This window comes from Burkholderia sp. FL-7-2-10-S1-D7 (assembly GCF_001524185.1).
In the GTDB taxonomy this organism is placed as follows: Bacteria; Pseudomonadota; Gammaproteobacteria; order Burkholderiales; family Burkholderiaceae; genus Burkholderia; species Burkholderia diffusa.
In genome coordinates this window covers 106,919-119,516 of record NZ_LOWY01000015.1, presented here as the reverse complement: position 1 = coordinate 119,516, position 12,598 = coordinate 106,919, and the positions used below count along the sequence as shown (strand labels likewise).

The window sequence follows — 12,598 nt, the reverse complement described above, 5'->3', positions numbered from 1 at the left end:
AACGGTTGATTTCATGAATTTGACTGCAATTCGAGCCTACTTTCCCGGACGCGACGCGGAAATCTCGCGTCTCGAGCAACTGGCGGATTTCGACAGGCCGCCGGTCGTCACCGTGCTGGGGAAGTTCAACCACGGCAAGAGTTCCTTGCTGAACGAGCTGATCGGCGAAAGCGTGTTCGCCGTATCCGATGCGCGACAGACCACGCAACTGGACGCGCTCGAGCAAGACGGCGTGCGCTGGCTCGACGCGCCGGGCCTCGATGCCGACGTCATGTCCGAAGACGATCGCCTTGCGCTGCGCGGTACCTGGGAAGTGGCCGACGTTCGCCTGTTCGTCCACTCGGTTCGGGAGGGCGAACTCGATGGCAGCGAACAGGCGCTGGTCACCGACCTTGCCGCCGACGCCACGCATTCGGGGCGCGCGGCGCTGGTCGTGCTGACCCAGATCGACCAGGTGGACGAAGCCACGCTCGCCAACGTGGAACGTATCGTGCGCGACCAGGTCGGCGCGCTGGAGGTCTTCCCCGTCTCGGCAACGCGCTACAAGCGCGGGCGCGAGGACGGCAAGCAACTGATGATCGAAAAGAGCGGCATGCGCGCGCTGAAGCGCCGGATCACGCAGGTCGCCGCCCACGTCCATGCGGCGCGCGCCAGCGAGTTACTGACGTGCTGCAACGTGCTGCGAGGTCATCTCGCGATTGCAGATGCCGCGCTTCGGGATCGGCTGGCCATGCTGAAGCGGGATCGAAACAAGATGATTGCGGAATTCAAGCGCGAATTCTGGCGGCTCGAAGCCGACGTTTACAAGAAATTCAGCGAGGTATGACCATGACCTTCTTCTCGACATTGACGGATTTGCTCGAATCGGCGCTGGAATCCGTCGCCGACGGCATCAACAAGATCGCGGACGCCATTCCTTCGCCTTCCGACGCCTCGTCGTCGAACCGCGTCGTATCCACGTCGGCGCGCGACGCGCTGCGACTGGCCGCCGAAAAGGAGTCGGCCATTGCGTTCAAGAGCTTTTTCCAGAAACACCAGATGACGATTCCCGACGCGCAAATCGATGCGCTGGTTCGCGCGTGCTCGGCCAGTCCGAATGCCGGCGTCTACGCGGCGTTCGAACGTCGCTTCGAGGACACGGCGAAGATGTGTGCGAACCGCGACTCGATCGACGTCGTCAAGACGGAAATCGGCCGCCTGGAAGACGTCGCGCGGGCGTTACGCTCGCTCTCGTCGAAGGGCGAAGCAGCGCTGGCTGCCGCGCTGGAAACCGGCGACGCGGGATCCGCCCAGGCGTGAGCGTGCCGCATGAGAACAACGAATAGCCAACGGGGCCTGGAAGTGAAAGAAATCGCGAAAGCGCAAACCCACGAAGCATGCTTTGTCCGCGAACTGGAAAAGTTCGAGCACGTCGCCCGTGCGATGCAGGACGATCTCGCCAAACTCGACGGGTGGTCGTCAAGGCTGGCGCGCCGGCTGGAGATGGAGCCTGCCAAGGCGCGCGGACTCAAGCAGGGCAGTGCGCTGACGGGACAGGTCGAGGAACTGCGCAAGCGGATCGCGGAATGCGTGGCAGGCTGGGCACGCGATCGGGACAGCAGCGCGCCGATGCGGCGTCTGAGCGAAGCCTTCGGTGACAAGGCCGTCCTGCTGGTGTTCGGCAAAGTCAATGCCGGGAAGAGCTCGTTCTGCAATTTCCTTGGCGAACGCTTCAGGCGCCACGGAGAACGGGTCCAGTATTTCTACCTCGAAGCCGACGCGATTGTCGACGCTCCGGGGCCGTTCGTCGAAGCAGCAACGGAAGCCACTGCCCGAATTCAGGGCGTCAAGCTCGGGGAAAAGCTGATCTTGCTCGATACGCCGGGATTGCATTCGGTCACGCAGGAAAACGGCGACCTGACGAAGCGGTTCACGGACAGCGCCGACGCGGTACTGTGGCTCACCAGTTCCACGTCGCCCGGCCAGGTGCAGGAGCTCGACGCGCTGAGTGTGGAGTTGAAGAGCCGCAAGCCGCTTGTCCCGGTCATCACCAAAAGCGACGTGACGGACGAAGACGAGGTTGACGGCGCAATCGTCAAGGTGCTGCGGAACAAGTCGGCGCAAAACCGCGCGTTGCAGGAAAGCGACGTGCTCGAACGCGCGCGGACGAAGCTCCATCAGTCGGGGATGGACGTCGAACTGGTTCGCAGGCCGGTGTCGGTCTCGGCCCATGTCGTTCGCTCGAGCGGCGATCCGGATGCAATGCTCGACGAAGCGGGCTTTCAGCGCCTCTACGAGGAACTGCGTGCAACCTTGAAGAAAGCCGCGAAGTACAAGGAGCGCAAGGCCGTCGAGCTGACGATCAATCACCTCGAAAGAAACGTGGCCGGCTCGCTGCAGAAGGAGATTCGCCCGTATCTCGACACGGTGAAGAACACGGCGCATGACGCCGTCCAGGCGCTCGACAAGAACGGCCCGCACATCGCGGCACGCGTCGTGGACGAGGTCCTCGGCGAACTGCCCGGCCTGCTCGAGCGCCACAAGCAGCGTCGCGACGCGAAAGCGGTGTACCGGGAACTCTCCGCACTGAGCCGGAACGCCATCGACGAACACCTGGCGCGCGAGCTCGAGGAGTATGCGGGCGAGATCAACGCGGCACTGCTCGCGATGAGCGACGGGCAACATGGTGGCTTCGATGATGTCAGCGAGGAATACGAGGAAACCAAAGGCCGCTGGAAGAAAGCGGCCGCTGCGGGCGCGGCCGGCGCAGCAGGCGCAGCGCTCGGCGCCGTGCTCGGCTCGATCCTGCTTCCCGGCCTCGGAACCTTCGCGGGCGTCGGCGTGGGCGAAGCCGTCGGCGGCCTGTTGGCCGGCGCGGCGAGCACGTTCCTCGGCGAGAAGGGGGGCGACTACCTCGTCGACACCGAGCGCAAGCGCGTGACCGTCGGCGTGAGTTACGAGCGATTGCATGCCGCGATCGAGCAGGACTTGCGCAAGCGTTTGCCGAGCGCGGTCACTGCATACGTGGAGAGCTGCAAGGCGTCGATCGAATTGATGATGCGGGAGGTCGAGCGCGTCGATCAGGTCGTATCCGCCAGCGAACGCGAACTGGAAGGGTTGAAAGAGGAGATCGCACATGAATCCGTTTGAACAATACAAGACGCTGCTCGACGAGGCACTCCCGTTGGCGCAGCGATACATGCCAGGCGCGCAAGCCATTGCCGCCGACTGGCACGCGCGGATCGACGCGCGGAAGATTCACGTCATGCTGTTCGGCGCGTACAACGCAGGCAAGAGCACGCTGATCAACACGCTGGTCGGGCGCGAAGTTGCGAAGGTCGGGGACGTTCCCACGACCGACGAGGTGCATGTCCATGACTGGGATGGCCATGTGCTGCTCGATACGCCCGGGATCAACGCGCCCATCGAGCACGAAGCGATCAGCCTCGCACAGCTCGAGCGCACCGACCTGATCGTGTTCGTGCTGCGCCAGGAGGACCAGGATTCGAGCGACATCATGGGCCGGATCTTCGACCTGCTGGAACGGAAGCGGCCGCTTTTCATCGTGCTCAACTACGAGGACGGCACCCCAGGGCACATCGAGGAGGTTCAGGCACGTTTCGCCAAAACGATGCTGAACCATGCCGAGCAGCGGGGATTCGACACGCAGCATCTCGATGCGATCCCCACGATTCTGATGAACGTCAAATCGGCTTGCCGCGCGCGGCTCGAAAACAAGGCGGTGCTGCTCGAGCACGCGCGCTTCGATGTGTTCATGCTCCGGTTCCGGCAGTGGCTCGTCGATTACGACGGGGAGAGGAAACTGCTGCAGCAGATCCATGAAGGCCTGGACCGTTCGCTTTTAAAGCCCGTAGCCGACGCGATCGACAAGGAGGCACCCGCGCAAACCGACATGCGTGTGGTCGATGCGCAGATCGATCACGTCACGCGAGAATTCAGGCTGCTGACGAATGCGGCGTCGAACAAGATCCGCAGCGAGCTGACGCTGAAGCGTCCGGCAATCGGCGACGCCATTGCGAACGGCGGATCGAACGACGCCATTCTCGCCATGTTGACACAGGTCGCCGAATCGGTGAGCGAGACGGTACAGACGTGGCTGCAACAGGAGCTCAAGCGCAACATCAAAGGCCGGATCGGCGCTGCGCTGGCCGCCGACGGGCTCCAGTATCCGCTTGCGGAAGACGAAAGCGGCGGCGAGTTCACCGGCAAGATGCTCGACGCCGCGCTCGGCAAGTTGCGAGGCGTCCACCAGGACGAAATCAAGACGCTGCTGGAATTCGGGCGCAAATTGAAGATTCCCGGGCTCAAGGGGCGTTGGTCGAAGACGCTCGGCACGTGGGCGAACAAGGCCGCGCCGGTGATTCAGCTGGCTGCGGTCGCGATCGATGTCGCACGCGAATATCACGGCGAAGAGCGTGACAACCAGAGCCGGCACGATCGGGCGCTGCAACGCGGTCAATGGATCGAGGAGGCCTGCTCGCAGCTCCATTCGGGGCTGATCGAAAGTGTCGACGAAGTCATCGCGCTCGCGCTGCACGAGCAGTTGCAACCGCTACAGACGAAGCGTGACGAATTGCGCTCGAAGGCCGGGGGGCTGGAACGGGATCGCAGCGACTGGGCCGCGCGCGTGACCGCCTTCGCGGCCATCGGGTTTTAGTCCGGTCGCCTTGCGGATCGCATCGCCCCGTGCATCGCGACACGAAATGTCGCGATGCACGGCTATCCTCCGAACGAACTCAACGAAACACGCATGCACAACCACGGAGCATCCATCATGCTGAACAACAATTCACCGCTCGAGAGCCTTGCCGCATTTGCGATCACGTTTGCGGTCGGCGTCCTTTCCACGGTTGCGTTGGGCAAGTACATCGAGAAGGTGCGCCGGGATGCCGTGAACGCCGCGAACGGCGCATCGCAGCCGACCTGACCGCCTGGTTGGGGTTGGCGCCATGCCGGTTCCCGTTTCCCCGATCAGGATGACGTGCCGCACGTGCGGCTGGCACTGCGTGGTGAGGCCGCGCAGCGACGTGGTCATCGTTCCGCCCGAATGTCCGGCATGCGGTAGCGCCGCCCTGGATCTGCGCCCGGCGGGTCCGCTCGATGCGCCGAGTGCACTGGTCGACCACGCGCTGCGTCGCCTGAGGGGCTTGCTTCGCGCGAAGCGTTGATACGACGCGCTCAAGAATACGCGTCGCCGGCCGATATACCGTGATCGACCCTTTGCGAGCGACGCTTACCCATCATGTCCGATCTCGATCGCGAAATCATGCGCGCGCTGCCCGACGCCGCGACGCACGACGACTACATCAGCACCCCCGACATTCACCGCTGGCTGTCGCGGACCGCGCTGGACACGCCAACCGTCAGGACGATCAACCGGCGCCTCGCGAAGCTCGAGCGCGACGGACTCGTCGAAGTGCTCGAACGCGGCACGGCGCTGGTGTGGCGCAAGAAGGCGGGCGCGAGCGGCATGGCCGCGAAGGCGGGCTCGATGATGACGTTCGACGAGGCCCTCGCGCTGCAGACGTTGCGGCGCTTTTCGTCGCGCCAGATTCCGGAGCTGGTGGCCGAATCGCTGTCGTCGATGTTCGACATCGCGGAGGCACGGCTGAAGCGGACGAGCAATGAAACCGAGCGGCGCTATTCGCGCTGGGCGAGCAAGGTTGCGGTCGAAAGCGGCGGCTTCTCGCTGCATTACCCGGTGATCGACCGGGAACTGTTCGCAATCGTGTCGCGCGCGCTCTTCGAAGAGCGCAAGCTCGAAATCGTCTACCGCCCGCGTCACAACACCGACAACGATCGGGCGAAGATCATTCTCCCGCTCGGGTTCGTGGAAGTGGGCGGGCTCGTATACCTGGTGGGCGGCACCCCGGGCAAGACCGAACCGACGATGTACCGCATGGACCGCTTCACGCGTGCCACCGCGCTGCTCGAAACTTTCGACTATCCGCCGACCTTTTCGCTCGATGCCTATGTGAAGCAACAGCGTCGCTTCGACTTCATGGTCGAGAAGGAGGTGATGCTCAAGCTGAAGTTCGTCGAAGGCGCGGGCGAGCATCTGCTCGAAGCACCGATGTCGAAGGATCAGGCGCATACGCGCGACGGCGACGCGCTTTTCGTCAAGGGCACGGTGCTGTTGAGCCAGCGGTTGCGGTGGTGGTTGCGCTCGTTCGGGCCGAACGTCGAGGTGCTGGCGCCCGCCGGCTTGCGTGCCGAGTTCGTGCGGGAGGCGAGTGAGCTTGCACGTATGTACGGCAAGCCGGCCGGTGCGAGCCGCGCCGACGCAGCGGGGCGGCCGGAATGACCGCTTGACGTGTGGAGGCCTTCGTCGCCGCAGTAGAAACAATCGGGCGGCGGCGCGGCGTTCTGTCCGCGACCGCCGCGCGAAACCGTTCAGGCCATGTCCAGGTCGCGCGAGATCAGGCGCATGAGCGTGCGCCGCACCGGCGGCTGCGTCTGCCGCTGCGGCGCTGCGCACGCCGCGATCAACCGGCCGAGCCGTGTAAGCGCTGCGGCCGGTGGCAATGCCCCCGCGGCGACCCAGTGCCCGACGCGCCCGGCCGGCATCTGATCCGAATCGCCGATCAGAAGTGCGAGCTCCGTGCCGCACGCCGCGAGCGATTGCCTGAGCGCATAGTTCGCACCGATGCCGTTCCAGCAGAACTGGCCGCGCGCGACCGGCGCCGGCCTGACGACGTGGACCACGATATCCGCGCCGGGCGCCCGTCGATCGGTCGCGATCTCCCACGCGATGGCCCGATCCAGCGTGGGCAGTGCGTTGATCCACGACTGGACGACGCAGGCATCGAATCCCCACGGGCGCAATGCGATGCGCAGCGCTGTGGAATCGTTGCGTTGGCAACTAGAGAGTCGCGCCAGGTCGACGCGCTCGCCGCTCGCCGGGTTCGTCATACGGGTATTCACGTGTGCATCTCCTGTTCCTGAATCTGACGGACAGTGTGCAACGTGCTTGCGACATACCCTGTCGCGAATCACGCAATCGCTTTTTGCTCGTTGCGACACGGGACAATCGGCGGGACACGAATTGTCTCGTTGCCGGCTTATCGTTCTGGCGGACGGAGGCGCCGACGCGACGCTTTCATGAAAGCCCGGGCAACGGTGAATACCAATCCAATCGTTGAGAAAAGGAAATCGATGGATCGCAATGCATTTCTCGAAGGACGTCCAGTAGCGGAGTTCGTGACCTGGCTCGTCGAGCACCTGCCGACACTGCCCGTGCGGCTGCGTTTTGCCGGCAGCAGGTTCGTTCCGGGCGGGCTCGATGTCCGCGTGGACGGTATTAAAAACGTTCTCGCGCATTACTGCTGGCGCAGCGCATGGATCGATCCGGACACGGGGCAACGGATCGAGTCGCAAAATTGGGAAACGACGCGGGCGTCTCTCCAGCGGTTGGGCATCATGCTGCGCGCGAGTGTTGTCAGCGGCGACGACGGGCGAGCCGGCGCAGCGGCGCGCGAAGTGTTGCGTTGGGGCGGCGTCTCCAGCGCGATTTCGTTCATCCAGTCGAAGGTTCGGCAACGCACATTCTGCGCGTACCTGCAGTCGCTCGCGCCGCTGTTCGCGCTGGATGGTTCGCAGAAGACCGACGACTTGCACGCACGCAACGTCGAGCGTTTCGATGCCGGGATGACGAAGGTGCATGCGCTGTTCGACATGACAGGATCGCCGATCTACGACAGCCGGGTCGGCGCGGCGCTGGCGATGCTGTACGAGCTGTTTCGGCGAGATGCCGAACGCATCGGCATTCGGCACGATCTTCTCGGCTTCCCGTCGGGACAAGCGCGCGGGGCGCAGGTTCGCGATCCGGGAGATCTCGGTCTTGCGAGGGCCCCGCAGTTCTATACGAATCGGGTGCCCCGAGCGTGCTGGGCGCGCTGGCAAGTGCGCGCAGGCTGGATCATCCGTGCGGTGCTCGAGCGGACGACGTTGTTCGCAGACGAGCCGCATGTCGACGGCACGAACCCGATACAGGCGCGGTGTCACGCGTTCGAGGCCGCGCTCTTCATGATCGGGTATGACATCCGGAGCCTGACTGGTGGCGACGGCATCGTCGTTCCTGACGACGCTTCGACGGCGCCCGGCGAAGGGGGGAACTGGGTGCCGGCCGGTCATCCGTTCAGCCGTGTGCTGAGCACCTATCGCGCCTATCGCGAAACCGAGCCGGCGAATCCCGATGCGGAGGACTTCAAGCGGTGGCTAGGAGCACCGGAACACGCCGCGCTATACCGTGCGTTCAGACGGAATTTCCGGAACTACAGTTACCCGTTCGACGAGCGGGAATTCGATCTGCATGTACGCTCGCTCAAGGAGATTCAGTCGATCGAGAACGGTAGCGACCAGGGCTTGCTCGTGGCGAACAATGGCGAGCCTGAGTTCGTCGCGGGCGCCGAGCGAGTCCAGGTTTGCCTTGTTTGCGCGGGACTGGCTGGGTATTGCATGTTGATTGAAACAACCCCCGACGCGCGCAGGCAACGCCTGATCAAGACAGGATTCGCGGGCACGAACAACTCGGCGGACACGCTGATGTTCGTGGGACGGGTTGTCGGACGGCATTTCGGGTTGCTCGACAAGCGGAATCGTCCGACGGCACGGTTCTTCAGTTTCTTCGGTGAGGGTTTCGACGACTTTCGCGACCGGTTGGGCGTCGATCGCGACCAAGGGCCGCGCTGATCGGCTGCACCGCATCGGGACGGAAAATGTCCCGATGCGGTGGCAAGGTTGCGTCATTCCATTCCACCGCGAAACGCCATGTCGTGCGTGGGGCGAGCCCGGTAGGCTGCGTGTCGATCGAGTTGTGGGACTATGCTGGCGTCGCGCGCATTGCGAGTTCCTCAACACGGCCTTGTGCCTCATCATCGCGCGGCGGCGGCGGCCGCGTGCGGCATGCGTGCAACCTCGGTCGCCACCACTCGAAGCGCGTCGATCACTGCACGCGCAGCCGGTGTCGGCGGGCTGCCGGCGCGCGTCATCAGGCCGATGTCGCGGGTAGTTCCGTGCATCGGCACATCGAGCACGGCAAGTAGTCCCGCTTCGCATTCGTAGTGCAGCTGCTGCTCGGACAGCACCGCGAGCATGTCCGTGTGCCGCAGGAGGCCGCGAATCACCGCGAGGTCGGCGCTTTCGACCGTCGGCATCGGCGGCTTGAGCCTCATGCGCCGGAACAGCGATTCGAACAGGCCGCGCGCGGGCGAATGGCTGCGTGGCAGGATCCACTGCGCACCGGCGAGGCTCGCAAGCGCGAGGTTGCGCACGCCGGCGAGCGGGTGATCGTGGCGTGCAAGCACAACAAGGTTCTCGGACATCAGCCGTTCGCTGTCGAGGTCGCTCGCCGGATCGCTCGCGCGCAGCGCGCCGAGGATGAAGTCGATGTCGCCCGCGCGCACGCCGGCGACGAGCGCCTCGTATGCGCTTTCGTCGGTGATTACGCGCACCTTCGGAAATCGCGTGACGACGCGCGCGACCGCTTCGGGCAGCATCAGCGTGCGGCCGAGCGGCAGCGCACCGACGGTCACGGCACCCTGGATGCTGCCGTGCAGCGCGGCGACGTCGTCGGCGACGTGCCGCAGTTCGTTCAGCGCGCGCCGCACGTGCAGCAGGAATGTCTCGCCGTCGGCCGTCAGCAGCAGACCGCGCGGATGTCGATGGAACAGCGCGAAGCCCGCGCCGCTCTCGAGAATCCGGATCGCGCTGCTGACGGCAGGTTGCGTGACGCCGAGCGCACGCGCGGCGCTCGGCATGTGCCGGTGCCGCGCGAGCGTCGAGAACAGCTGGAGCCGCCGCGTGTTGAGCAGGTACGCGGGCAGGCCGCCGTCGGCCGACGCGCGGCGGCGCGACTGGCGCAGCGCACACCAGTTCGCGAGCGCACCGAGTTCGGCGATCACGCGCTCGCCGCGCTTGAGCACCGCACGCCCGACCGGCGTCGCGAGCATTCCGGATGGCTTGCGATCGAACAGCGCTTCGCCGACCACTGTTTCGAGTTCCTGCACCGCGCGCGTGACGGCCGACTGCGCGCGAAACAGCGTCGCGGCGGCCCGGCTTACGCTGCCCGTTTCGGCAACGCGCTGCACCGCGTACAGGCAGGCGAGGTTCGGAAGTTCGGTGTTGTCCATGAGCGTTCGGGCGGTGTGCGTCGGGGCGGTAGCCGCGCGCACGACATGCGTGTATCCGTGCGGCCTGCGTCGGCGGCGCAGCTGGTTGAACGACTTTACCGGAACGGTGGCGGCAGCGCTTGCGTCGTGCTTATCGATCCATCTATTTTATTTATCGACCCTGAATCGCCCGGCGACCGGTTGCGGCTCGCGGGCCGCCGAACGCCGACGCGCTAGCGTCTTATCCGGCGGGCTTCCGGGCCGTCGGCGAGGGGCTTCGCATCCCGGTTGAAAGCTTGCCGGATATACAGTTTCGTCGAAATATAAGGGTTTACGCTGACTGTCTTGGCCGGCCGGCGACTGAGTAATTTCGATCCCGGGGACCGCAAGCACACGGTTGCCGGCGCATCGGGCCACCATCTGATTCATTATTCGCCCGATCACGAAAGGGGCTTGCGCGCGGCGCGGCACCAGCAACCACGAACGAGGCAGCGCAATGGGACGACAGCACATCATCGGAGCAGACGGATCGACGGACACATCGGCTGGCAGCACGCCGCTTTCCGATACGGTACGCGCGGGCATTCGCGGCGGCTTCGCGGGCGCGGTGCTGATCTGGGTCTACGAGGCGCTCGTGTGGGTCGGCGCGCAGCATCTGATGCCGCTCGCCGGTATCCCGCGCAACGCGACGGAGCTCGTCTTCGGCAAGGCCGCACAAGACGCGCTCGGCATTGGCGCGTACTTCCTAGGCACCGCGATCCATTTCGCGTTCGCGCTGTCGTGGGGCATCGTATTCGCGGCGATCTGGCCGTGGTTTCGCCGGCGCGGCTTCGAGGCGACGTTCGTTGCGCTGTTCTTCGCGATCGTCGCGTGGATCGTGATGCACGTGCTGATCATGATCGCGTCGAGCAATCATCCGAACTATTTCGACCCGAACGTGATCATCGGCGGGTTCATGTCGCATTTCGTGTTCGCCGTTCCGCTCGCGCTGGTCGTCAAGCGCAGCCTTGCTCCGTAGCCGCACCGGCGCGCACAGCGAGCGAAAGCGCACGCATCCAATCAGTAACGAACGGCGCGGCCGGACCGCGTCGGAGCACAGGAAGGAGCATTGGCATGGCACGGATTATCGGAGGCATTGCGGCCTCCCACACCCCCACGATCGGGTTCGCGTTCGATAAGAACAAGCAAGACGATCCCGTCTGGGCGCCGATTTTCGAAAACTTCGCGCCGCTGGCCGCGTGGCTCGCCGACAAGCGTCCCGACGTGCTGCTGTTCATCTACAACGACCATGTGACGTCGTTCTTCTTCGATCACTATTCGGCGTTCTCGCTCGGCGTCGGGCCGCAGTGGCATCCAGCGGACGAAGGCGGCGGCGCGCGCGACCTGCCGCCGGTCGCCGGCCACCCGGCGCTCGCCGCGCATATCGGCCAGTCGCTGATGGCCGACGAGTTCGACATGTCGTTCTTCCAGAACAAGCCGCTCGACCATGGCTGCTTCTCGCCGCTGTCGGTGCTGTGCCCGCACCGGCCCGAGTGGCCGGTGAACCTGGTGCCGCTGCAGATGGGCGTGCTGCAGCTGCCGGTGCCGTCCGCGCGCCGCTTCTACCGGCTTGGCCAGGCGCTGCGTCGCGCGATCGAAAGCTATCCGGAGGACCTGCGCGTCGCGATCGTCGCGACCGGCGGACTGTCGCATCAGGTGCATGGCGAACGCTCGGGCTTCAACAATCCGGAATGGGACGCACGTTTTCTCGATCTGCTCGAGCGCGATCCGGAGCGCCTGGCCGGCATGCCGCTCGGCGAATATGCGACGCTCGGCGGCTTCGAAGGCGCCGAGGTCGTGATGTGGCTCACGATGCGCGGCGCGTTGCCGGCGGGCGTCGTGTGCCGCCACCGTAGTTACTACCTGCCGTCGATGACGGGGATCGCGACGGCCGTCTACGAGCCGGCGGACACTGAAGTCGACGAGGCGGCGGCAGAGCGTCACCGGCAACGGATCGCGGCCGAACTCGCCGGCGTCGAGCAACTACCGGGCACCTATCCGTTCACGATCGAGCGGGCCGTCCGGGCGTACCGGATCAACGACTATCTGCACCGGATGATCGAGCCCACCCATCGCACGCAGTTTCTGAGCGATCCTGAAGCGAGCTTCGCGGCCGCGGATCTCAGCACGGAGGAGCGCGACCTGATTCGCCGGCGCGACTGGCTCGGCCTGCTGCGCTACGGCGTGATCTTCTTCCTGCTGGAAAAGCTCGGCGCGGTAACGGGCGTATCGAACCTGCATATCTATGCGGCGATGCGCGGCGAATCGCTGGAGGAATTCCAGCGCACGCGCAACGCGCCGGGCGCGCTGTACTCTGTAGCCGGCAAGAGCGCCGCGCCGCTCTACTGGGACGGCGCGGACCAGCCGGGCAACACGTAACGAAGACGAAGGCGCACGCAGGATCGCGGCGCCCGCGTGACTGCAACGCTGGAAGAGAAACATCTCATATA

At 64.9% G+C, this 12,598-nt stretch carries 11 protein-coding genes; 9 read left to right on the top strand and 2 right to left on the bottom strand.

The genetic code is table 11. The features are described from left to right. Positions 1 to 13 precede the first annotated feature (13 nt). The 6 genes from WS75_RS07240 (at position 14) to WS75_RS07210 (ending at position 6,304) form a co-directional block, all read left to right on the top strand. Positions 14 to 826, top strand: coding sequence for a GTP-binding protein (locus tag WS75_RS07240; RefSeq protein WP_059679864.1), 813 nt, complete (start codon positions 14 to 16; stop codon positions 824 to 826). Further along, positions 823 to 1,299 carry a hypothetical protein gene (locus WS75_RS34055; protein WP_179948886.1) on the top strand — a complete coding sequence of 159 codons (477 nt, stop codon included), beginning with the start codon at positions 823 to 825 and terminating at the stop codon, positions 1,297 to 1,299. Before WS75_RS07240 ends, WS75_RS34055 begins: the two co-directional genes overlap by 4 nt. Positions 1,300 to 1,341: 42 nt before the next feature. Then, positions 1,342 to 3,129: a GTPase gene (locus WS75_RS07230; RefSeq protein WP_059679862.1), complete on the top strand. Its 1,788-nt coding sequence runs from the start codon at positions 1,342 to 1,344 to the stop codon at positions 3,127 to 3,129. Continuing rightward, positions 3,116 to 4,657, top strand: coding sequence for a GTPase (locus tag WS75_RS07225; RefSeq protein ID WP_059679861.1), 1,542 nt, complete (start codon positions 3,116 to 3,118; stop codon positions 4,655 to 4,657). Before WS75_RS07230 ends, WS75_RS07225 begins: the two co-directional genes overlap by 14 nt. 93 nt (positions 4,658 to 4,750) lie before the next feature. Next, positions 4,751 to 4,927 carry a hypothetical protein gene (locus WS75_RS07220; RefSeq protein ID WP_156429728.1) on the top strand — a complete coding sequence of 59 codons (177 nt, stop codon included), beginning with the start codon at positions 4,751 to 4,753 and terminating at the stop codon, positions 4,925 to 4,927. A gap of 315 nt (positions 4,928 to 5,242) precedes the next feature. Continuing rightward, complete coding sequence (locus tag WS75_RS07210; protein ID WP_059679858.1) at positions 5,243 to 6,304, top strand: helix-turn-helix transcriptional regulator; 1,062 nt, start codon at positions 5,243 to 5,245, stop codon at positions 6,302 to 6,304. A gap of 89 nt (positions 6,305 to 6,393) precedes the next feature. Here the strand turns inward: WS75_RS07210 and WS75_RS07205 are convergent, their stop codons facing one another. Then, entirely contained in the window at positions 6,394 to 6,912 is a 519-nt protein-coding gene (locus WS75_RS07205; protein ID WP_257129343.1) for a hypothetical protein, read from the bottom strand. A 243-nt stretch (positions 6,913 to 7,155) separates the two neighbouring features. On the opposite strand from WS75_RS07205, the gene WS75_RS07200 reads away from it, so the two are divergent. After that, on the top strand, positions 7,156 to 8,691 hold the full coding sequence (locus WS75_RS07200) for a hypothetical protein (protein WP_059679856.1): 1,536 nt from the start codon (positions 7,156 to 7,158) through the stop codon (positions 8,689 to 8,691). A 182-nt stretch (positions 8,692 to 8,873) separates the two neighbouring features. Here WS75_RS07200 and WS75_RS07195 read toward each other — a convergent pair whose 3' ends face one another. Further along, entirely contained in the window at positions 8,874 to 10,130 is a 1,257-nt protein-coding gene (locus WS75_RS07195; RefSeq protein WP_059679855.1) for a LysR family transcriptional regulator, read from the bottom strand. Between the two features lie 475 nt (positions 10,131 to 10,605). On the opposite strand from WS75_RS07195, the gene WS75_RS07190 reads away from it, so the two are divergent. Together WS75_RS07190 and WS75_RS07185 are read left to right on the top strand one after the other, a co-directional pair. Continuing rightward, positions 10,606 to 11,127, top strand: a complete 522-nt coding sequence (locus WS75_RS07190) for a hypothetical protein (RefSeq protein WP_156429727.1) — start codon at positions 10,606 to 10,608, stop codon at positions 11,125 to 11,127. 95 nt (positions 11,128 to 11,222) lie between these two features. Continuing rightward, the gene (locus WS75_RS07185; RefSeq protein WP_059679854.1) at positions 11,223 to 12,527 is read left to right on the top strand and encodes a gallate dioxygenase; all 1,305 of its coding nucleotides are present in this window, start codon (positions 11,223 to 11,225) and stop codon (positions 12,525 to 12,527) included. Positions 12,528 to 12,598 lie beyond the last annotated feature (71 nt).